The organism is Shimia sp. R9_2 (assembly GCF_017743735.1).
Taxonomy (GTDB): domain Bacteria; phylum Pseudomonadota; class Alphaproteobacteria; order Rhodobacterales; family Rhodobacteraceae; genus Shimia.
In genome coordinates this window covers 101,225-122,629 of record NZ_JAGHRO010000008.1, presented here as the reverse complement: position 1 = coordinate 122,629, position 21,405 = coordinate 101,225, and the positions used below count along the sequence as shown (strand labels likewise).

Below are 21,405 nucleotides of genomic sequence, written 5' to 3'. Positions count from 1 at the left end.
AACCGAACATGTACAGCAGTTTCCGCGACCGTGAAATCCTCGAAATCGCCCGCACAGAGGGCAAAGTGACCGTTGAAGGACTGGCCGCGCATTTTGATGTGACCGTGCAGACCATCCGCCGCGATCTCACCCAGCTCGCCAACGCCGGGCGGCTTGAGCGTGTGCATGGCGGCGCGGTTCTGCCCTCTGGTGTGCGCAACATCGCCTATGAAGAGCGCAGCCGTGTGAACGCAGAGGCAAAAGTCGCCATGGCTCAGGCCTGCGCGGCGGAGATCCCCAATGGCTCAGCACTTTTCATCAACATCGGCACCAGCACCGAGGCGCTGGCCCGCGCGCTTCTGGGTCATGACGGCTTGCTGGTGGTCACCAACAACCTCAATGTGGCGCAGATTCTGTCCGGTAACGAACGTTGTGACGTCCTGCTGACCGGCGGCAAACCTCGCCCCGAAGATGGCGGGCTTGTTGGCCCCATCGCAGAGCGTATGGTGCGTGATTTTGCCTTTGATTACGCCATTCTAGGCTGCTCTGCGATTTCCGCGGACGGCGCAGCCTATGACTTTGCCATGGATGAAATCGCGGTGTCGCAGGCCGCGCATCTGGGCGCACGCGAAACCTGGCTTTTGGCCGATCACAGCAAATTCCAACGCAACGCCCCCGCGCGGATCTTCGATTTTGCTGAAGTAGACCGCCTGTTCACCGACGCGCTGCCTGAGGCGCTACAGGCCATCTGCGCAGAGAAAACCATCCGCGTGCAGGAAAGCGGCTAGGCTGGCAGACAGCAGTGTCTGGCAAAGGCGCACGGGGCCATCAGATCCACTTGGCTTTCGGTCTGCGCGGGCCTATGTAACACTATCACATTTTCTGCAGACAGGTGCCCCCGTGACCGAGCTCACCATTGATCCTCAGCGTTTGAAATCCGTGCGCAAGGCGCGCAAGCTCGGGCGCCCCAAGCTTGCCAAACTCACCAGCCTCACAGAGCGTCAATTGACCAAGCTTGAAACCGCCTCCAACGGTGCAGTCCTGCCGGAGGCGACGGTGATCCGCATCGCTGGCGCGCTTGGCATCCCCGCGCTCGCGCTCACTGGCGAGTTGCCGTTGATCGAGGATGATCTGCAACCGGTAGCCAAAACCTCATCTTGCAGCTGCTGCAGCTAGGTTTGTCTCGGGCCGCGTCTGCCAGCGGCCCTAAACTGGCACCTGCAGCCCGGCTTTGACGCGGTCAATTACCACATTGCTGTGAAACCGGCGAATGTTCGGGTTGTCGTTGAACACCCGGCGGCTGAACTCTTCATAGGCCGTCATGTCCAGCGCGGTGACGACGAGAATAAAATCCGCCTGTCCGGTGACGTAGTAACATTGTTGCACATCATCCAGCTGCAGCATCGAGCGGCGGAACTCATCCAAAAGATCCGTGCGTTCCCGCTCCATTTCGACCTCCACAATTAAGGTCATGGGCCGCCCCACGGCCTTGGCGGACACCACCGAAATATCCGCTTCAATCACGCCAATCTCCCGCAGCCGCGTGACTCGCCGCTGCACGGCGGAGCGTGAGACCCCCGCGATCTCTCCCAGCTCATCTGCGGTCAGCCGGTTGTTCTTTTGCAGCGCGGTCAGCAGCCGCCTGTCCGTGTCATCCAATGTCATGGCCAATTTGGTCGCTCATATTTGAAAATGAGAGCACATTGCCTCTCATTTGCCAATTTCAGGGCAGGATGCCCAAATCTTGGCGCTACCCTCGGCTCTGCACCTCTCTTCTGTCAACCCAAAGCAATCATTGCCATTCCCGCCCGCGCCACCCAATCTGGCCGATGAACTGGCCACAATCGGAACCAACCCATGCGCTTCACTCATGAGCACCACCACCACGTTGTCTTTGGCGACTGCGATCCGGCGGGCATCGTCTACTACCCCAATATCTACCGGTGGATGGACGGCACCTTTCAGCGGTTTCTGCAAACCTATGGCGGCCACACTGCGGTCTGTGCGCACCTCGGGGCAAAGGGTCTTGGCCTCATGGAAACCCAAGCCAAATACCGCCGCCCGCTCAGGGATGGCGATCTGCTGACCATCCGCATGGAAATCACCGATTGGGCCGCCAAATCTTACCGTCTGTCCCATCTCGGATATGTCGGAGAGGATCTCGCCTTTGAGGGCACCGAAGTGCGCGCGTTGTTTGAAATGCGCGATGGCCGGATGCGGGCAGGGGAGGTGGCACGTCTGAAATCCCTTTTGGAAAGTCCCCCAACCCCATGACCGACACCCTAGCCAACCCCTTTCGCAGCCAAGGCCTCCCGACCCGTCAATCTGATACGCTCCCCAGCCGGGATGCCGCAGCGGTGGCCGAGCTGCTTGCACTTTGTCCGGCCCACGCGGAAACCCCGCTGCGCGATATGGCCGATCTTGCAGCCAAGCTTGGGGTGGCCAGTTTCCACATCAAAGACGAGCGCAGCCGCATGGGCCTTGGCTCCTTCAAAGCGCTCGGCGCAGCCTACGCCATCGCCCACGACGCGGCCTGCACAGACCCTTCCGACTGGTCCAAAGCCCTGACGGGCCGCACCTATGTCACCGCTTCGGCAGGCAATCACGGCATGTCCGTTGCGGCGGGCGCGCGCATCTTCGGGGCTAAGGCGGTGATCTATCTCGCCCACACGGTCCCCGCCGCCTTTGGTGCCCGCCTTGAGGCACAGGGGGCAGAGGTCGCTTGGGCAGGTGATGATTATGAGGCCAGCATGGCTGCCGCCGAAGCCGCGGCAGAGGCCAATGGCTGGACGCTGCTCTCGGATAGCACATGGTCAGGCAATGAGGCGTCGGGCTACCGCGTCATGGAAGGCTATCTGCAAATGGCCTCGGAAGCCGCCGCGCAAATCCCCGCGTCGCCCACACATATCTTTCTGCAGGCCGGTGTTGGCGGGCTCGCCGCCGCCGTCGCCGCCTTTGCCCGCGCCACTTGGGGAGATGCGCCGCAGATCACCGTGGTGGAGCCCGAAGCCGCCCCCGCGCTGATCGAATCCATCCGCGCAGGCCAGCTTGTGGACACAACCGGACCCGTTTCCGATATGGGCCGTCTGGATTGCAAAACCGCCTCCATGGTGGCGCTCAATGGTCTGGCGGCGGATGCCGACACCTTCGTGACCATTTCTGAAGAAGAGGCCCGCGTGGCTGTCGCAACCCTCAAAGCCCACGGCATCGCCAGCACCCCCTCCGGTGTGGCCGGTGTCGCTGCCGCGCTGCTCAAGCGCCCGCATCTCGGCGCAGACGCCCGCATCCTCACCATCGTCAGCGAAGGGCCGGAAGATGTCTGAGCCGATGCCAGCCCGCGGTTTCCCCCCTGACGAGTTCGCGGCCCGTATCTCCCGCCTGCAAAGCGCCATGGCCCGCGCAGGTCACTCCGCCCTGCTGCTCACCTCTGCCGCCGACATCTTCTACACCACCGGCTTCCTCACCCGTTTCTGGGAAAGCCCCGCCCGCCCGTGGTTTGTCCTCATCCCGGCCAGCGGCACTCCCATCGCTGTGATCCCCGCCATCGGCGCAGACCTCATGAGCAAAACATGGATCACCGACATCCGCACATGGGACGCCCCCTTTCCGGGCGATGATGGCATCAGCCTGCTCAGCGATACCCTTGCCGAAATCGTCCCTGAAACCGGCGCCATCGGCCTGCCCATGGGCCTTGAAACCCAGCTGCGCATGCCGCTTGCCGATTACACCACTCTCACCCAAGCCCTCGCACCCCGCCGCTTTGTCGACGCCACCGACACCGTCCAGCGCACCCGCGAAATCAAATCAGAGACCGAGATCGCCAAAATCCGCGCCACCTGCGCGGTGGCTGACCGCGCTTTTGCCCGCATCGCGGAATACGCCGCTGAGGGCCGCACCCACGCGCAGGTCTTCCGTGATTTTCAGCGAGTGCTGCTGGAGGAACGTGCCGATTGGGTCAGCTACACCGCTGGCGGCGCAGGGCAGGGCGGCTACGGCGATGTCATCTCACCCGCTGGCGATCAGCACCTCACCGCAGGTGACATCCTCATGCTCGACACCGGCGCAGTGCTGGATGGCTACTTCTGCGATTTTGACCGTAACTTCGCCATCACCCGCGCCGATGACGCCGCCAAACGTGCCTACGATCAACTCTACCAAGCCACCGACCACGTGCTTGCCACCCTGCGCCCGGGTCACCGCGCCTGCGATGTGCACGCCATGTTTGTCGACAGCCTCACCGCGCAGGGTGCCACCCCCGGCGGCGGGCGGCTCGGCCACGGCCTTGGCATCACGCTCACCGAATGGCCCAGTTTCACCCCGCATGACACCACGGAGCTGCGCGCTGGCATGGTACTCACGCTGGAGCCGGGCGTGGAAATCGCCCCCGGCGTCTTTCAGGTTCATGAGGAAAACATCGTCCTGCGCGAGGATGGTTGCGAGCTCCTCTCCACCCGCGCCCCCACCGCCCTCCCGATCCTGAGGTAACCCTATGGACACCGTCCCCTTCACGCTCGGCACACCCGCCTCTGGTCACCACACATTGGGCCTCATCGTGCTCAAATTTGACGAAACGCTGGAACAGGATTTTCGCCGCCTCTTCCCCTCCCGCGACCTCGCGCTTTACACCAGCCGTGTGCCGTCCGGTGCCGAAGTCACCACCGACACGTTGCAGGAAATGTCCGAAACCCTGCCTGCCAGCGCCGCGCTCTTTCCGCCTGCCGCCCGCTTTGATGCGGTCGGCTACGGCTGCACCTCCGGCACCACCATGATCGGGGCCGCCAAAGTCGCTGGGCTGGTGCAACAGGGCGTAAACACCCCCGCGGTGACCGACCCGCTCACCGCCGCCATCGCCGCCTGCCGCGCGCTCAACATCACGCGCCTCGGCATGGTCACGCCTTATGTGGCAGAGGTCTCCCTCCCCGTGCAGCGCGCCTTTGAGGCCGCAGGCATCTCGGTGCCCGCGCTGGTTTCCTTTGGCGAGGCAGGGGAGGAAAACGTCGCCCGCATCACCGCAGACTCTGTCAAATCCGCTGCCCTCAAGATTGGGCAACAGGCCGTTGATGCCGTCTTTCTCAGCTGCACCAACCTGCAGACACTGGATGTGATCGCCGATCTGGAGGCCACGCTCAACAAACCAGTTCTCAGTTCCAATTCTGTGCTCGCCTGGCACATGGCGCAGCTCTCCGGTGCGCCGCTTTCGCCGGAGGCACCGGGGCAGCTCTTTGCCCAAACATCAGCAAAAAACGCCACAAATGTCGCTCCTTGACCTGATCTGCTGACACCCCCCGCACAGGCTGGGGGCAATCAAAATGCGGGAGAGATCATGAAAATCGGCTTTATCGGATTGGGCAATGTGGGCGGCAAACTCAGCGGCAGCCTGCTTAGAAATGGCAAAGAGCTTTATGTCCATGATCTGAACGTCGATCTTGTGGCGAACAAGCTGGCCGACGGGGCCAAGGCGGTCTCCGGCCCGGCAGAGCTGATGCGCCTTTGTGATGTGGTCATCACCTGCCTGCCGTCCCCCGCCGCCTCAGATGCGGTGATGCAGGAGATGCTCTCAGAAGTGCGTCCCGGCAAAATCTGGATGGAAATGTCCACCACCGATGAAGCCGAGGCCAAGCGCCTTGGCGCGCTTGTCATCGCCGCAGGCGGCGCGGCTGTGGATTGCCCCGTCTCAGGCGGCTGCCACCGCGCGGATACCGGCAATATCTCCATCTTCGCAGGCTGTGACCGTCCCACCTTTGAACGCATCCTGCCGCTGCTGACCACCATGGGGCGGCGTGTGCTGCACACCGGTGATCTCGGCTCGGCCTCTGTGCTCAAAGTGGTCACCAACTACCTCGCCACCGCGCATCTCGTGGCCAGTGCCGAGGCGCTCACCACCTGCGCCGCTGCCGGTATGGATCTCAACACCGCCTATGAGGCGATCAAGATCAGCTCCGGCAATTCCTTCAGCCACGAAACCGAAAGTCAGGTCATCCTAAACGGTTCCCGCGACATCTCGTTCACCATGGATCTGGTCAAAAAGGACATTGGCCTGTTTCAGGATGTGGCCGACCGCGCCGGCGTGCCGCTGGAGCTCAACCCGCTGATGATCGCGATGTTTGATGACGCCATCGCGCGCTTTGGGGACAGAGAGCTCAGCCCCAACATCATCAAGCGGTTGGAGGAGGCCACCGGTCTTTCCGTGTTGGCCCCCGGCTTCCCGCCTGAGATGGTGGATGATGAGCCCGAAGAGCCCGGCTATGAGGTTGTGCCCCAAGGGCGCGGTTAAAAAGAGAGCGATTGGTTAGACGGTTGGCGCCCATGCCCCGTCAACATGAGAGGCTTCTTGATCGCCCGGCCATGGCGGCATGGTGATGCATATGAACTTCAACGGAACCTCTCCGACGCAACGGTACTGAAACGCGGTTCCCACGGGGATATCAATCGACACACCGGGCGCGAGGGAGGTCACTCTTTCTTCGCGCTCGTCACGCCGCCAGATCTCCCCCTCTCCTTCCAGAACGTACCAGAACTCGCTGACGCTCCGATGAACGGTTGCCCTGTTGATCTGGCCCGGGGGAACGGTGCTGTGGATCATATTCCCCGTGGTGCCATCCATAATGAAACGAATGTCGGCACCGGCGGGCGATTTGGCATCTGGGACATCGGGTAGCACGGTTTCTTTCATATGAGACCTCCTTGAGCATTTGGCACCAATAGCAAAATACGGGCGCAGCATCGCTCAGTCTTCTCATTCCCTCAATATCCCGGGGGTGAGCCGCGTCTCAAAAACTGTCCGGTGGACAGTTTTAGCGGCGAACGGGCGGAGCCCCGCGCAGCTTGCTGCGGTGGAGGGGCTGGCCCCTCAACCCCCTGCGATGTCGCCCGGTTAACCATTTTAGGCCCCGATTTTCGCACCTCCGCGATACAGCCGCGATACAGACGCAATACCGACGTTCAAAACAGGCGATTTTCGCCATTAACCTTTGGACGCTCACGCCTTCGGATGGGTGGCGTTATAGACTTCCATAAGACGCGCCGCATCGACCTGCGTATAGGTCTGCGTGGTCGCAAGGGAGGCATGTCCCAACAGCTCCTGAATGGCGCGCAAATCACCACCGGCGCTGAGCAGATGGGTGGCAAAACTGTGCCGCATCGCATGGGGGGTGGCGGTCGCGGGCAAGCCCAGCTGTTGCCGTGTCTTCTGCATGGCCATTTGCACAATTCGCGCACTCAAAGGGCCGCCACGCACGCCGCGAAACAACGGCGCATCCCGGCTAAGATCATGAGGGCAAAGGGAAATATAATGGTCAACCGACACCCGCGCCGCGTCCAATACGGGCACGATCCGCTCCTTGCCGCCTTTGCCGAGAATGCGCAATGTGCTGGGCAAAGGGGCATCTGCGCCGGTCAGGCTCAGCGCCTCAGAAATCCGCAGACCACAGCCGTAGAGCAGGGTGATCACCGCGGTGTCCCGCGCCCCGACCCAATCGTCTTTGGATTGAAGCTCAACGGTTTCAAGCACTTGCTTGGCCGCATCCTCAGACAGCGGGCGCGGCAGCTTGGCATTGAATTTGGGCGCGCGCGTCGCCAGAACCGCGGTTGGATCACAGCCTTCCCGCTCCGCAAGCCAGCGGAAAAAACTCTTTACTGCCGAGAGCTTACGCGCCAGCGAGCGCGGCGCAATTCCGGTTTTTCGCGCGTTCGCCATCCAGCTGCGCATGTCCTGCACAGACACCTGCATCAAAGGCGCAAGCCCCTGAGGTTCGCCCTTATGCAGGGTCAGAAAGCTCATGAATTCAATAAGATCGCGCTCATAGGCGGCGATGGTGTTGTTTGAGGCCGCCTCCAATGCGGCCTTATGGGCCAGAAAGCGCGTGATCGCGTCAGACGCTGCGGCGCTGATCACGCCAGCCAGCGGCGCATGGCGCGCTCAAAGACACCAGCGAAAAACGCCAGCAAATCAGTGCCTTGTTGCGGTGTGAACTGATGCGGATCCTCCGCGCCCATCACCAACAATCCCGGCAGGCGGCCCTTGCCAAAGTCCAGTTTCAGACAGGCTTCTGAGCGGATCCAGTCGCTGTCCTCGCCATAGACCTCCGTGCGCACGCCCTGCACCTGGCGCAACGTGACCTGTCGTTGTGGTATGTTGCGCCCACCGGTCAGGTAATCCTCGACAAACCCCGGCGCCGCTGTTGACAGCACATCGCCAAGCCGCGCCAGAGCGTTGTCGCCTTCGGTTTCCTGCTCGGTTTCCAGCACCAGCCGGATCGCGTCCACACGCAGAATATCGGCCACTTCGCCGCCAAGATCATGGAGGAACCGTTCAAATTCCACCGGATCCAGCATCCGCAGGATCGCACGATGCACCTGATTGGTGCCCGCCAGATTGTCATAAGCCGCCGCAATCACGCTGCGGTGGGTGTCCTCCAGCCGATCCAGACGCGCTTCAAGACGTTCCATGGCAATGCCACGCAGGTCGACAATATTGCCGCCCATGGTCTTTTCATTTGCCGCGATCAACGCGCGCATCAGATCGCGATCTTCAAGGATCACATCCGGCTGCGAGATGATTTTCTCACGCAACCCGTCTTCAATCTTAGGAGTGCTGCTCATATCGGTGCCATTTACGGTCGTTGCCCAGAGTCTACCAGAGCGTTCTGCCAAATGCCTCAACTTTTTGCGCCAATCCGCCGAAGGGGGAGCATTGGCGCAAAAATGTTTCGAGCGGCACCTTAGTGGGGCGGGAGGCTCTAAAGCGACTTGGCCTGCTCCCGCAGTGCAAACTTCTGGATTTTGCCGGTCGAGGTCTTTGGCAATTCGCCAAACACAACTTTCTTTGGTGTCTTAAAGCCCGCCAGATGCTCACGGGCAAAGGCGATCACCTCCGCTTCTTCCGCGTCCGCGCCTTCCAACAGCTCGACAAAGGCACAGGGCACTTCGCCCCATTTCTCATCAGGCTTGGCCACCACCGCCGCCAGGCTAACAGAAGGATGGTGCATCAGCGTCGCCTCCACTTCGACAGAGCTGATGTTTTCACCGCCGGAAATGATGATGTCCTTGGCGCGATCCGTGATCTGGATATAGCTGTCGGGGTGCTGCACTGCGATATCGCCAGAGTGGAAATACCCACCGGCAAAGGCCTCTCGGGTCGCCTCCGGGTTCTTCAGATAGCCTTTCATAACGGCGTTGCCACGGATCATGATTTCGCCATCCGAGACGCTATCCATCTCAATCTGTTCCAGTTTTTCGTTGGTGACAGTCACCTCTTCGATGAAGGGCATCGTCACACCCTGTCGTGCTTTGATCGCAGCACGCTCTGCTGTGTCCAACCCGTCCCAACGGGTGTCGTCCCACAGGCATTCGGTGACAGGGCCGTAGACTTCCGTCAGCCCATAGATCTGGGTCACGTTGAAGCCCATGGGTTCGAACTTGGCCAATATGGCAGGGGCAGGTGGCGCACCTGCTGTGAAGACTTCGACCACATGATCAAAGCTGCGGCGCTCTTCCTCCGGGGCGTTCACCATCATATTGAGGACAATCGGCGCGCCTCCCATGTGGGTCACGCCTTCATCGGCGATGGCATCAAAGATCGGCTTTGCGGCAACGTCGCGACAGCAGATCAGCGTGCCCCCCATCATGGGCATCAGCCATGTGTGGCACCAGCCGTTGCAATGAAACAGCGGCACCACCATCAGATACACAGGATAGAGCGTCATCTGCCAGCTCAGAACCTGCCCCATCGCATTCAGATAAGCGCCGCGATGGTGGTACACCACACCCTTCGGCTGGCCCGTGGTGCCGGAGGTGTAGTTCAGCGCGATGCTCTCCCACTCATCCTGCGGCATGATCCAGTCAAACGCCGGATCTCCGGACGCCAGCAGCGCCTCATAGGTCATGTATTTACCGCTCGCCGGGAAGCCTGCGGCGTCATCTGGCACCTCGACAATCGTTGGGCCATCGCCGCCCATCTCTGCTATGGCGGCCTCTGCAAGCGCCACAAAAGCGCTGTCTACGAGCACAACCTTGGCTTCGCCGTGCCCAAAGATATAGGCCACCGTGTGCACATCGAGCCGGATGTTGATGGCATTGAGCACCGCACCGCAGGCAGGCACTCCAAAATGCGCCTCAGCGGCTGCGCGGACGTTGGGCAACAGCGTGGCGACAACATCGCCTGAGGCCACACCTAGGTTGGCAAGGCCAGAGGCCAGTCGCGTGCAGCTTTCGTGGTAGTCTTTGTAGGTCAGTCGGGTGTCGCCACTCACCATCGCAATGCGGTTGGGAAACACCGTCGCCGCGCGTTTTAGTCCCGAAAGCGGTGTGAGCGGCACAAAATTTGCAGCGCATTTTTCCAAGCCAGTTTCATCTGCCATCCAACCCATCGACGCATCCTCCTTGTCGTCCACCGTTTCAGCGGTTTGTTTTTTGGTCTTCGAATAGAAACCCGTTAACCGCATCTCGATCAAGAAACTTTGGCGTCCGGGCGGCACGGAGTGTGATTCAGTGGAGCGTCAAATTCGGCTTTTGACGCGGCAGATTTGCGGCGCGGCACCATTTCGCCGCCATCGTTCGGACGTGATTTATAATAAGTTTGGAATGAATGATATTTAAGCGGCTGAGATTGTTCACACTTTTTCAACACTGACACAAAACAATCGCATTTGGGGCGCATTGCTTCCTCAGTGGGGGCGTGCAGTGGATTTATGGAAAGCGTTGGGGACTTTACGGTGCCGATGGAACATCCGGTGGGATCAATTCGTGATAAGGCGATCAAGGCCTTGGCTGCGCGCAAACAGGCTGCGGGGATACGGCCTGTTCTGATCACGGCAGGCTGTGGATTTGTGCAGGGCACGCGGGTGGCGACACCCGGCGGCTGGGCGACGGTCGAAAGCCTGAGCGTGGGTGACGAAGTGCTCACCTTTGACGCCGGATTTCAGCGCATTATGGCGATGTCATCGGATCTGATCCTGTCGCCTGAACAGCTGACACCAAACAAGTTGCGGCCATTGCTGGTGCCCAAGGGCACTTTGGACAATCGTCAGGACATGATCGTGCAACCACATCAGGGCGTCTTGATCGAAAGCCCAACTGTGCGCGACAAATGGGGCGATCCGTTTGCGGTCATCCCCGGCGCTGCGCTGGAGATTTTTGAGGGCGTTTCCCGGCTTGAGCCCGCAGATGAATTGAGAGCCTATCTGCCCGCTTTTGCCGAAGATCAGATGGTGTTTGTCAACGGCGGTGCCCTGTTGTTTTCCCAATCTATCTGGGGTGTGCGGGCCGGTGTGCAGCCCCGCTTTGGCCGTGCTGCCAATTACAACCTGATGCCGGTCCTTGAGGCCAAGGCGCTTTTGCAAAGCGGTTCAGTGCAGGCCGTCTACGGCAACCCGGAGGAGCTGCGCCGCGCCGCATAGTCACGCCGCACAGCACTTTCTAAATTTCTTCTTTCACAACAAAAAAGCGCCCGCCAAAGGGCGAGCGCTTCTTGTCATCAGTCTGCGATAATTACGCAGCCGCTTTTGCTTCTGGGCCAAAACGGCCGTAGAAGGTTTCACCCTTCTCTGCCATTTCGCGCAGCAGCGGCGGGCAGGAGAAGCGCTCGCCATATTTCGCGGTCAGCTGGTCACAACGCTCTGCTGCCCAGGCTGCACCCACGATGTCGAGCCAGCTGAACGGGCCACCGGACCAAGGCATGAAGCCCCAGCCAAGGATCGCGCCCACGTCACCTTCACGGATGTCTTCCAGAACACCCGCTTCCAAAGAGCGCACAGCTTCCAGAACCTGAGGGAACAGCAGACGGTGCTGCACGTCGATCAGCTCTGGCTGTTCTTCCAGAAGAGGGAACTTCTCGTTGAAACCTTCCCAGTAATCCAGACGCTTGCCTTTTTCGTCATAGTCAAAGAAGCCAGCTTTCGCCTTACGGCCCAGACGGCCTTCTTCCACCATCCAGAAGGTCACATCGTCAGCAACGGACTTAGGATAGGCATCGCCCATCGCAGCCATGGTGGCTTTGGCGATCTTTGCGCCGAGATCCAAAGAGGTTTCATCCACCAGCTGGATTGGACCAACCGGGAAGCCAAGCAGCTGTGCTGCGTGGTCCAGAAGTGGACGGGACACACCTTCGCCAGCCATCATCGTGCCTTCGTTGATGTAAGGGATGATGCAGCGGTTGGCATAGAAGAAACGCTCGTCGTTCACAACGATCGGGGTCTTCTTGATCTGACGCACATAGTCGAGCGCCTTGGCAACGGCACGTGGGCCGGTTTCTTTGCCTTTGATGATCTCAACCAGAGCCATCCGCTCCACAGGGGAGAAGAAGTGGATGCCGATGAACTGATCTTTGCGCACGGATGCCTCGGCCAGACCGGTGATCGGCAGGGTGGAGGTGTTGGAGGCAAAGATGGCGTCCTCAGGGATGATCGCCTCGACCTTTTTGGTCATTTCGGCCTTCACACCCACGTCTTCAAACACCGCTTCGATGATCAGATCGACGTCAGAGAGGGTGTTGAGATCGGTGGTTGCAGTGATCTGCCCCAGCACGGCCTCTTTCTTCTCTGCGGTGATCTTGCCGCGCTTGATGCCCTTGTCGAGAAAGGTCTCGGAGTAGGATTTGCCGCGGTCTGCCGCCTCTTGCGAGGTGTCGATCAGCACAACTTCGATGCCGGCCTGCGCCGAAACCAGCGCGATGCCCGCACCCATCATGCCCGCGCCCAGAACGCCGACTTTCTTGACGGTCTCATCCGCAACGTCCGGACGGTTTGCGCCTTTTTCCAGTGCTTCCTTGTTGATGAACAAAGACTGGATCATCGCAGAGGAAGACGGGTTCATCAGCACGTTCACAAACCAGCGCGCTTCGATCTTCAGGGCGGTGTCAAATGGCACCTGTGCGCCTTCATAGATCGCAGACAGCATGGCTTTGGCGGCTGGGTACACGCCCCAGGTGTTGCCGTTGACCATGGCAGATGCGCCCGCGAAGGTCATGAAGCCTGCTGGGTGATAAGGCTCGCCACCTGGCATTTTGTAGCCTTTGGCGTCCCAAGGTTTCACGATGTCCGCGTCGGTTGCGTTCAGAACCCATTCGGTTGCCGTGGCCACTGGATCGTCCACCACTTCGTGGATGATGCCCGCTGCCTTGGCTTTCTTTGGGTCGACCAGCTTGCCTTGCAGCAGGAAGGGGGAGGCCGCCATTGCGCCCATCATACGGATAAAGCGGGTGGTGCCGCCCATTCCCGGGAAAATGCCAACCATGATTTCCGGCAGACCAATTTTGGCCTTCGGGTTGTCAGCCGCAAAGATGCGGTGTGTGGCCAGCGGGATCTCCAGGCCAATGCCAAGCGCGGTGCCGGGCAGGGCGGTTGCAATTGGCTTGCCGCCTTTGTTGGTCTTCGGATCCATACCCGCGCGCTCGATTTTGCGCAGGAATTTGTGGCCGGTCATGGTGAAGTCAAACAGCGCCTGGGCGGGCTCGTCACCTGCGTCCGCACGGATTGTGCCCAGCACGTTCAGATCCATGCCGCCCGCAAAGGTGCTCTTGCCAGAGGTGATCACCGCGCCCTTGATGTCGTCGTTGGACAGCACTTCATCAATCAGCGCGTCCAGCTCGCCAAATGAGTCACGGCGCAGGACGTTCATGGATTTGTCAGCCACGTCCCAGGTGATGATGGCGACACCGTTGTCGCCGACGTTCATTGTGAAATCAGTCATGTCTCTTATCCTGTTGTCGGCGGATTACACGCGTTCGATGATGGTGGCTGCACCCATGCCGGAGGCGATGCAGAGCGTGGCGAGGCCAACTTCTTTGTCCTGACGCTCCAGTTCGTCGAGCAGCGTGCCGATGATGATCGCGCCGGTCGCGCCCAGTGGGTGACCCATCGCGATGGAGCCGCCGTTTACGTTCACCAGCTCTGGATCCACGTCGAAGGCCTGCTGGAAACGCAGCACAACGGATGCAAAGGCTTCGTTGACTTCAAACAGGTCGAAGTCGCTGATTTGCATGCCGGAATCCTTGAGGATTTTCTGAGTGGCAGGCACCGGACCGGTCAGCATGATGGTTGGGTCCAGACCAATTTTTGCGGTCTGCTTGATCACGGCGCGCGGCTTGATGCCGTATTTCTCGCCGAATTCTTTGTTGCCCACCAGAACGCCAGCAGCCCCGTCCACGATGCCGGAGCTGTTGCCCGCGTGGTGGATGTGGTTGATTTTGTTCAGGTGCGGGTACTTCATGATCGCGAGTTTATCAAAGCCCGGCATCACTTCGCCTTGCTCTTTGAACGCTGGCTTCAGGCCGCCGAGGGACTGCATGTCAGTGCCCGGACGCATGTATTCGTCGCGGTCCAGAATGGTCAGCCCATTGATGTCTTTGACAGCCACGATGGATTTGTCAAAACGGCCTTCGTCCCAGGCCTGCGCGGCGCGGCGCTGAGATTCCATCGCCAGCTGGTCCGCCTGCTCACGGGTGAAGCCGTATTCGGTTGCGATGATGTCTGCAGAGATGCCCTGAGGCACAAAGTAGGTGTTCATCGCGACCGATGGATCTACGGCAATCGCAGCACCGTCAGAGCCCATCGGCACGCGGCCCATCATTTCCACACCACCAGCGATATAGGCTTCGCCTGCGCCGCCTTTGATCTGGTTGGCGGCGAGGTTCACAGCTTCCATGCCGGATGCGCAGAAACGGTTGATCGCCAGACCGGGGATGATTTCATCCAGCTCGGAGGCCAGAACCGCGGTACGAGCCAGACAGCCGCCCTGTTCCTTCACCTGGGTCACATTGCCCCAGATCACATCCTCGACCGCGTGGCCTTCGAGGTTGTTGCGGGATTTCAGGTTGTTGAGCACGGTGGTTGAGAGGGCAACGGAAGTCACCTCATGCAGGCTGCCGTCTTTGCGGCCCTTACCGCGCGGGGTGCGCACGGCGTCATAGATATAGGCTTCGGTCATTTTGGTCTCCTATGTCAGGCGAAATCAGGCTCGGTCGCTTGGGCGGCCGGGCATCAGGTCGTAGGGATGTTTCCATCCCGGTGTTTCAGAAATATTGGTCAGCCAACGGTCCATATTGGGCCAGTCGGCGCGATCAAACCCGAAGTTCTCCGGGTAAAACAGATAGCCGCAGCAGGTCATGTCGGCATTGGTCAGGCTGTCGCCGACAATCCAGTCACGTCCCTCAAGATGTGTGTTGAGCACATCATAGGCGCCGGTCAGGCGGCTTTGATTGAAGGCGATCACCTCTTTGGGCTGCTTGTCTGCCGGGATCAGATGCATCAGGAAGCGGGTCACACCGGCCACAGCGCTGAGCTTGTGGTTGTCCCAGAACTGCCAGCGCAGGATCTCGCGGCGTTCCGCAGCGTTCTGGCCGCCATGTTTGCCCGATTTTTCAGAGATATAGTCCTGAATAACCGCAGATTGCGTGAGCGTTGTGTCACCGTCCACGAGCACAGGCGCTTCGCCCATCTCGTTCACATTGGCGCGGAAGTCCTCGCCACGTGTCTCTCCTGCGAAGAAGTCGACTTTCACCGGTTCCCAGGCAAGGCCCGACAGCTCCAGCGCCAGCGCGGCCTTGTAGGAATGCCCGGATTCCCCGAAGCAATAGAGTTTGATCGTCATGCCGTCCTCCCCTTGGCATATCGCGGGTTGGAGGTGTCGCACCCCCAAACTCCCCTGGAGTACTTTGGGCAGAATGAAGAGGCGCGCTTAGGTTGCCCGAGGGTTGGCACCATTGCTTCATTCTGCCAAAAATACTCTCTCCGAAGGCAGCCACCGGCTGTAAATGAGGGCGAAGCTTGTAGAAGATGCGCCACAATCGCTCCCATCACCGTTTTCTCGCATCCAGAGTTGCATTGAACTGGCGCAAGCGATGCGCCAGCTGATCGGTGTCTGTAACCGCGTCAAAATTCTCAAACAGAAAGGAGAGCGCCTCGCCTTCATCCAATCCCGCTTCTGTCGCAAAGCTCTTGAGTTTGCGGTAGCCATCCTCGGTCATGGCGACCGGGAAACGGCGGGTCAGGCGAAAACGTTTGGGCATCTGTCCTCCTTAGAGACGCCAGTTCCTGAAGCAGCGGGCGGGGAAGCCCCCGCCCAACCAGTGCATCAGAAGTTTTCGGCCGCCAGCGCCATGACGGTGTCACCGCCGGACTGGATGCGCGCCAGATGCATACCGGTCGCAGGCAGACGACGTGCCATGTAGTAGCGGCCGGTGGCAAGCTTGGTTTCATAGAACGCTGCGTCGCCTTCGCCGGCGGCCAGCGCCGCATTGGCCGCTTTTGCCATCTGCGCCCACATCAGGCCCAGGCAAACATGGCCAAAGAGATGCATGAAGTCATTGGACCCGGAGAGCGCATCGTTGGGGTTCTTCATACCAGCTTGCATGAAGTACATGCCTGCGGCCTGAAGGTCCTTGGAAGCGGCTTTCAGCGGCTCGATGAAGTCTTTCAGCGCTTCGTCTTCGCCATTTTCCTTGCAGAAGTTTTTGACGATTTCAAAGAAGGCCATCACGTGCTTGCCGCCATCTGCGGCCAGTTTGCGACCCACAAGATCCAGCGCCTGAACACCGTTTGCGCCTTCATAGATCATGGCGATACGGGCATCACGGGTGAACTGGCTCATGCCCCATTCTTCGATGTAGCCGTGACCACCGTAGACCTGCTGTGCCTTGACGGTCATGTCATAGCCTTCATCGGTCAGGAAGCCTTTGATGACAGGGGTCAGCAGGGAGATCAGGCCATCTGCGTCCTTGTCATTGCTGCGGTGCGCCTTATCGATCATGGTGGCGCCCCAGAGGATGAACGCACGCGCGCCTTCCACAAAGGATTTCTGATCCATCAGGGAGCGGCGAATGTCTGGGTGCACGATCAGCGGATCGGCTGGACCGTCCGGGTTTTTCACGCCGGTCACATCGCGGCCCTGCAGACGGTCTTTGGCATAGATCAGAGCGTTCTGATACGCGGCTTCCGCCTGTGCCAGACCCTGCATGCCCACACCAAGACGCGCTTCGTTCATCATGGTGAACATGGCACGCATGCCTTTGTTCAGATCCCCAATCAGGTAACCTTCGGCTTCGTCATAGTTCAGCACACAGGTGGAGTTGCCGTGGATGCCCATCTTCTCTTCGATGCTGCCCACGGACACGCCATTGCGTGCGCCGATGTTGCCTTCATTGTCCACAAGGAACTTTGGTACGATGAAGAGCGACACACCTTTGATGCCTTCAGGGCCACCAGGCACTTTGGCAAGCACGAGGTGCACGATGTTGTCGGCCATGTCGTGGTCACCGGCTGAGATAAAGATCTTCTGGCCGGAGATTTTATAGGTACCGTTGTCCTGTGGTTCCGCCTTGGTGCGCATCAGGCCCAGATCGGTGCCGCAATGCGGCTCGGTCAGGTTCATGGTGCCGGTCCACTCACAGGAGACCATCTTGGGCAGCCATTTGTTCTTCTGCTCATCGGTGCCGTGGGCAAGGATCGCCGCCGCGGCGCCGTGGGTCAGGCCCTGATACATGGTGAAGGCTTGGTTGGAGGCCGAGAACATCTCGCCAACCGCGGTGCCCAGAACATATGGCATGTTCTGCCCGCCGTATTCCTCCGGCATATCAAGGCCGGTCCAGCCGCCTTCTTTGACCTGCTCAAACGCATCCTTGAAGCCGGTCGGCGTGTAGACAACGCCGTTTTCCAGACGGCAGCCTTCATGGTCGCCCACAACGTTCAGTGGCGCCAGCACTTCGCCGGTCAGTTTGCCTGCTTCTTCCAGTACTGCGCTGGTGAAGTCAGCTTCCAGCTCGTTGTAGCCGGGGATGTCGGAACCGGAGACATTTAAAACGTTGTGAAGGACAAACTGAAGGTCTTTCACGGGTGCGGTGTATGTTGGCATTGAGCTCTTCCCTTTGGGTGATCCGATACGGAGGTCTTGGCGGCGCGCTTACTGCGCAGCGTCTTTATGTGTGTCGAGGTCAGCGAGAAATCTCTCGCCCCATTTCAATTGCTCACGCAAATCGTCGATGGCTTCGGTGAGCTCATCACGCTGTTCTTCCATGTCCTGCAGGCGCTGCTGAGCCACTTCATAGGTGCGCTGCAGTTGGGTCGCTTGCTGGTCTCCCATGTCGTAGAGATCCAGAAGTTGGCGGATCTCTTCGAGGGAAAAACCAAAGCGTTTGCCCCGCAGGATCAGCTTCAGGCGTGCGCGGTCACGTTTGGTGAACAGACGTTTCTGGCCTTCTCGAATGGGGAACAACAGTTCCTTGGCTTCGTAAAAGCGCAGAGTGCGAGGTGTTACGTCAAAGGCGTCACACATCTCGCGGATGGTCATCGTTTCTTCGCTCATAATTGCGTCCTTTCTTGAAGGAAGTTGAGGAACAAAATGGGCTTCGGGAATGGCGATACTATACCACTTGACGTTAACGTAAGTAAGACGTCACGTCATAAATTAAAGTGACGTTAGATCATTTCCGATTTCACGATTTGGTGCGCGCGCGTGGCATCCGATCCGCTCGATTTTGCTCAGGGCGCCGGGTTTTGCGTTGATATTGTGAGCAATTCACATGATCGGCCACACAGGCGATTGAACGCACGCGCCCAAAAATAAAAGGGCCGCGCGAGTTGCGCAGCCCAAATCATCATGCAGCATGGAGGGGTTAGGCGCCGTGCCTTAACCGTTATCTTTCACAAGAAAAGCGGCGGTCTCATCGCGCAGCTCTTTGAGTTCACGCATCGCCTCTTCCAACGCAAGGCGCTGCTCTTCCAGCTCTGCATACTGGCGGTCCGCCATGTCCACAAAAGCCTGCATTTGCGCCGATGTGCCCTCATGTTCGTAGATCAGAAGCCACTGGCGGATGTCTTCCAATTTGATTCCAAATCGACGGCCACGCATGATCAAAGTCATCCGGGCGACCTCTTTGGGGCCGAAGAAGCGGCTGCGACCGGAGCGCTCAGGATGCAATAGTTCAATATACTCGTAATATCGAAGCGTGCGCGGGGTCACATCGAACTTGGTGCACATTTCTTTGAAAGATAGGCGAGTATCAGTCATTGGCGTGGTCTCCTTGCGACCGCAAACTTAGTTTGCATCTGCAGCGAGAGCAACCGCCCCCTTGCGGCTGATTGAATTTGCCGCTCATAAATAGTCCGATGATTGCGGGAGGCGGAGCATGAACTCACAAAAGGCAAAGATGGCGGAGCATTTCATAAATGCGATTCCCCATTGTAAAGCGCTCAATATGAAGCTCACGGACATCGGAGATGGCAAAGCGTCCATGGAGTTGCCCTATGATTCCAAAATCGTAGGCGATCCCGAAACCGGCGTTTTGCATGGCGGTGCCGTTTCTGCGCTGATGGACACCTGCTGCGGTGCAGCGGCGATGTGCCACCCGTCATCGCCCTCCGGCACAGCCACAATTGATCTGCGCATCGACTACATGCGCGCGGCAACACCGGGGCAAACAATCCGCACCACGGCGGAGTGTTACCGCATCACGCGCTCGGTCGCCTTTGTGCGCGCGACCGCGACGGATGATGACACAGATCGCCCGGTGGCCACGGCCACTGGTGCCTTTACAGTGGAGCGTAAATGATGGCCCGCGCACGTCCGGAACCGGTTCAGGTGGTAAAGCAACGCCGTGATGCAGCGCTGAGTGCGCTGGTGCATGGCGTGCCTTATATCAATTTTCTCGGCATTGAATTCGAGCGCCGCGGCGATGAGCTCACCGCGATTTTGCCGTTTGACGACAAGTTGATCGGCAATCCGCTACTACCGGCGATTCATGGCGGCGTCACTGCGGGGTTTCTTGAAACCACGGCCGTGATTGGTCTGGCGTGGTCCGGCCTTTGGGATGACATCGAAAGCGGGCGGATCACTATGGAAGGCCTCACGGAGGGCCATCTGCCGCGCATGCCAAAAACCATTGATTTCACGGTGGACTATCTTCGTTCTGGCTTGCCGCGTGATGCCTACGCGCGGGCGCGGGTGAACAGATCTGGCCGACGCTATGCCTCCGTGCATGTCGAAGCCTGGCAGGATCAGCGAGACGTGCTTTTTGCGCAGGCCACCGGGCACTTTCTGATGCCTCAGCGGGATGACTGACAGCGCGCCCTCTGCGGGCGGGGTGGGTGAAATCACGCATCGTCGCATTCTGCACACGGCGCTGCCAATTGTTCTGTCCAATGCCACCGTGCCGATCCTTGGAGCGGTCGACACTGGAGTCGTGGGGCAGATGGGAGAGGCCGCGCCCATCGGTGCGGTCGGGATCGGCGCGATCATTCTGGCGGGTCTTTACTGGATCTTTGGGTTTCTGCGGATGGGCACAACAGGTCTGACGGCCAAGGCGATCGGGGCTGGGCGGCAGGGCGAGGTGGCTGCGATGCTCACCCGCGCCGTGATGATCGGTCTTGCGGGTGGCCTGTTGGTGATTACTGGGCAGGTCTGGCTGTTCCGCGCCGCGTTCTGGCTTTCTCCGGCCTCGCCGGAGGTAGAGGGGCTTGCCCAGCAATACCTGCACATCCGCGTCTGGTCGGCGCCGGCCGCAATCGCAATCTACGGGCTGACTGGCTGGCTGATTGCGCATGAGCGGACCAAGGCTGTTCTGGCGGTCCAGCTCTGGATGAACGGGCTCAATATACTGCTCGATCTGTGGTTCGTGCTGGGGCTTGGATGGGGCGTTGGTGGCGTGGCCACCGCCACAGTGATTGCCGAGGTCACGGGCGCCATGTTGGCGGTGTGGTTGTGTCGGGATGTGTTCCTTAACCCCGCCTGGAAAGAGCGCGCACGCATCCTTGACGCCGCCGCTTTGCGTGAAATGGCCACGGTCAACCGCGATATCCTGCTGCGTTCTTTGCTGCTGCAGGGCATTTTCATGTCCTTTCTCTTTCTCGGGGCGGACTTTGGCGATGTGACCCTGGCCGCCAATCAGGTGCTCTTGCAGTTTCTGGAGATCACGGCCTACGCGCTGGACGGGTTCGCCTTTTCCGTGGAGGCGTTGGTCGGGCAGGCCTTTGGGGCAAAAGACCGACAAACCCTGCGCAGAGCCTCTGTGATGTCAAGCCTGTGGGGCGTGGTCTGCGTGATCCTTCTTTCGCTCACGTTTGCGCTCACCGGCGGATGGATCATAGATGTGATGACGACCTCGCCAGAAGTGCGCGCAGAGGCGCGTATCTATCTGCCGTGGATGGTGTTCGCGCCCACACTTGGGGTGGCGGCTTGGATGCTCGATGGGATCTTTATCGGTGCCACGCAAACCCGTGAAATGCGCAATATGATGTTCATCTCGGCGTTGGTGTACCTCTGTGCGGTGCTGGTGCTTCTGCCGGGTTTTGCAAACCATGGGCTGTGGCTTGCGCTGCTGATCAGCTTTGTGGCGCGGGGCATCACCTTGGGGCTGCGCTATCCGGCGCTTGAGGCCAAAGCGGCCTGAACACTCTGATTTCATTGTAACAAAACCGCGACGCGCGTTCGGTCGGTCGG

General features: G+C 59.6%; 23 protein-coding genes. 11 read left to right on the top strand and 12 right to left on the bottom strand.

Annotated features, from left to right (window positions below; all coding sequences use genetic code 11):
- The first annotated feature begins 8 nt into the window (after positions 1-8).
- Positions 9-767: a DeoR/GlpR family DNA-binding transcription regulator gene (locus tag J7400_RS17490; RefSeq protein WP_209065375.1), complete on the top strand. Its 759-nt coding sequence runs from the start codon at positions 9-11 to the stop codon at positions 765-767.
- A 112-nt stretch (positions 768-879) separates the two neighbouring features.
- Complete coding sequence (locus J7400_RS17485) at positions 880-1,155, top strand: helix-turn-helix transcriptional regulator (RefSeq protein ID WP_209065374.1); 276 nt, start codon at positions 880-882, stop codon at positions 1,153-1,155.
- A gap of 30 nt (positions 1,156-1,185) precedes the next feature.
- Here the strand turns inward: J7400_RS17485 and J7400_RS17480 are convergent, their stop codons facing one another.
- The gene (locus tag J7400_RS17480) at positions 1,186-1,644 is read right to left on the bottom strand and encodes an Lrp/AsnC family transcriptional regulator (protein ID WP_247738896.1); all 459 of its coding nucleotides are present in this window, start codon (positions 1,642-1,644) and stop codon (positions 1,186-1,188) included.
- A gap of 192 nt (positions 1,645-1,836) precedes the next feature.
- On the opposite strand from J7400_RS17480, the gene J7400_RS17475 reads away from it, so the two are divergent.
- Genes J7400_RS17475 through J7400_RS17455 form a run of 5 tightly spaced genes read left to right on the top strand, consistent with a single transcriptional unit; the run spans position 1,837 to position 6,253 of the window.
- Positions 1,837-2,253, top strand: a complete 417-nt coding sequence (locus J7400_RS17475; RefSeq protein WP_209065373.1) for an acyl-CoA thioesterase — start codon at positions 1,837-1,839, stop codon at positions 2,251-2,253.
- Complete coding sequence (locus J7400_RS17470; protein ID WP_209065372.1) at positions 2,250-3,302, top strand: pyridoxal-phosphate dependent enzyme; 1,053 nt, start codon at positions 2,250-2,252, stop codon at positions 3,300-3,302. Before J7400_RS17475 ends, J7400_RS17470 begins: the two co-directional genes overlap by 4 nt.
- Positions 3,295-4,464 carry a Xaa-Pro peptidase family protein gene (locus tag J7400_RS17465; RefSeq protein WP_209065371.1) on the top strand — a complete coding sequence of 390 codons (1,170 nt, stop codon included), beginning with the start codon at positions 3,295-3,297 and terminating at the stop codon, positions 4,462-4,464. Before J7400_RS17470 ends, J7400_RS17465 begins: the two co-directional genes overlap by 8 nt.
- Positions 4,465-4,468: 4 nt before the next feature.
- Positions 4,469-5,245 carry an aspartate/glutamate racemase family protein gene (locus tag J7400_RS17460; protein WP_209065370.1) on the top strand — a complete coding sequence of 259 codons (777 nt, stop codon included), beginning with the start codon at positions 4,469-4,471 and terminating at the stop codon, positions 5,243-5,245.
- Positions 5,246-5,302: 57 nt separating this feature from the next.
- Positions 5,303-6,253, top strand: a complete 951-nt coding sequence (locus J7400_RS17455; protein ID WP_209065369.1) for an NAD(P)-dependent oxidoreductase — start codon at positions 5,303-5,305, stop codon at positions 6,251-6,253.
- 15 nt (positions 6,254-6,268) lie between these two features.
- Here J7400_RS17455 and J7400_RS17450 read toward each other — a convergent pair whose 3' ends face one another.
- From J7400_RS17450 to J7400_RS17435, 4 genes are all read right to left on the bottom strand, one after another.
- Positions 6,269-6,652 carry a cupin domain-containing protein gene (locus J7400_RS17450; RefSeq protein ID WP_209065368.1) on the bottom strand — a complete coding sequence of 128 codons (384 nt, stop codon included), beginning with the start codon at positions 6,650-6,652 and terminating at the stop codon, positions 6,269-6,271.
- Positions 6,653-6,958: 306 nt separating this feature from the next.
- Positions 6,959-7,873, bottom strand: a complete 915-nt coding sequence (locus J7400_RS17445) for a tyrosine recombinase XerC (RefSeq protein WP_348540192.1) — start codon at positions 7,871-7,873, stop codon at positions 6,959-6,961.
- Positions 7,870-8,580: a DUF484 family protein gene (locus tag J7400_RS17440; RefSeq protein WP_209065367.1), complete on the bottom strand. Its 711-nt coding sequence runs from the start codon at positions 8,578-8,580 to the stop codon at positions 7,870-7,872. Before J7400_RS17440 ends, J7400_RS17445 begins: the two co-directional genes overlap by 4 nt.
- 137 nt (positions 8,581-8,717) lie before the next feature.
- Positions 8,718-10,346, bottom strand: a complete 1,629-nt coding sequence (locus tag J7400_RS17435) for an AMP-binding protein (RefSeq protein ID WP_209065366.1) — start codon at positions 10,344-10,346, stop codon at positions 8,718-8,720.
- 321 nt (positions 10,347-10,667) lie between these two features.
- On the opposite strand from J7400_RS17435, the gene J7400_RS17430 reads away from it, so the two are divergent.
- The gene (locus J7400_RS17430; RefSeq protein WP_209065365.1) at positions 10,668-11,375 is read left to right on the top strand and encodes a Hint domain-containing protein; all 708 of its coding nucleotides are present in this window, start codon (positions 10,668-10,670) and stop codon (positions 11,373-11,375) included.
- Between the two features lie 91 nt (positions 11,376-11,466).
- Here the strand turns inward: J7400_RS17430 and J7400_RS17425 are convergent, their stop codons facing one another.
- From J7400_RS17425 to J7400_RS17395, 7 genes are all read right to left on the bottom strand, one after another.
- Complete coding sequence (locus J7400_RS17425; protein WP_209065364.1) at positions 11,467-13,665, bottom strand: 3-hydroxyacyl-CoA dehydrogenase NAD-binding domain-containing protein; 2,199 nt, start codon at positions 13,663-13,665, stop codon at positions 11,467-11,469.
- Between the two features lie 24 nt (positions 13,666-13,689).
- Positions 13,690-14,901, bottom strand: coding sequence for an acetyl-CoA C-acetyltransferase (locus J7400_RS17420; protein WP_209065363.1), 1,212 nt, complete (start codon positions 14,899-14,901; stop codon positions 13,690-13,692).
- 24 nt (positions 14,902-14,925) lie between these two features.
- A complete protein-coding gene (locus J7400_RS17415; protein WP_209065362.1) occupies positions 14,926-15,564 on the bottom strand; it encodes a glutathione S-transferase family protein in 639 nt (212 codons plus the stop codon).
- Between the two features lie 205 nt (positions 15,565-15,769).
- Positions 15,770-15,982: a hypothetical protein gene (locus tag J7400_RS17410; protein WP_209065361.1), complete on the bottom strand. Its 213-nt coding sequence runs from the start codon at positions 15,980-15,982 to the stop codon at positions 15,770-15,772.
- A 65-nt stretch (positions 15,983-16,047) separates the two neighbouring features.
- Entirely contained in the window at positions 16,048-17,823 is a 1,776-nt protein-coding gene (locus J7400_RS17405; protein ID WP_209065360.1) for an acyl-CoA dehydrogenase C-terminal domain-containing protein, read from the bottom strand.
- Positions 17,824-17,871: 48 nt separating this feature from the next.
- Complete coding sequence (locus J7400_RS17400) at positions 17,872-18,273, bottom strand: MerR family DNA-binding transcriptional regulator (protein WP_209065359.1); 402 nt, start codon at positions 18,271-18,273, stop codon at positions 17,872-17,874.
- A gap of 324 nt (positions 18,274-18,597) precedes the next feature.
- Entirely contained in the window at positions 18,598-18,978 is a 381-nt protein-coding gene (locus J7400_RS17395; RefSeq protein WP_209065358.1) for a MerR family DNA-binding transcriptional regulator, read from the bottom strand.
- A 118-nt stretch (positions 18,979-19,096) separates the two neighbouring features.
- Here J7400_RS17395 and J7400_RS17390 point away from each other — a divergent pair, with 118 nt between their 5' ends.
- From J7400_RS17390 to J7400_RS17380, 3 genes are read left to right on the top strand one after another with little or no spacing between them, the layout of a single operon-like run.
- Complete coding sequence (locus J7400_RS17390) at positions 19,097-19,519, top strand: PaaI family thioesterase (protein ID WP_209065357.1); 423 nt, start codon at positions 19,097-19,099, stop codon at positions 19,517-19,519.
- The gene (locus J7400_RS17385; RefSeq protein WP_209065356.1) at positions 19,519-20,028 is read left to right on the top strand and encodes a PaaI family thioesterase; all 510 of its coding nucleotides are present in this window, start codon (positions 19,519-19,521) and stop codon (positions 20,026-20,028) included. Before J7400_RS17390 ends, J7400_RS17385 begins: the two co-directional genes overlap by 1 nt.
- A complete protein-coding gene (locus J7400_RS17380) occupies positions 20,021-21,355 on the top strand; it encodes an MATE family efflux transporter (RefSeq protein WP_209065355.1) in 1,335 nt (444 codons plus the stop codon). The genes J7400_RS17385 and J7400_RS17380 overlap by 8 nt, the downstream gene beginning before the upstream one ends.
- Positions 21,356-21,405 lie beyond the last annotated feature (50 nt).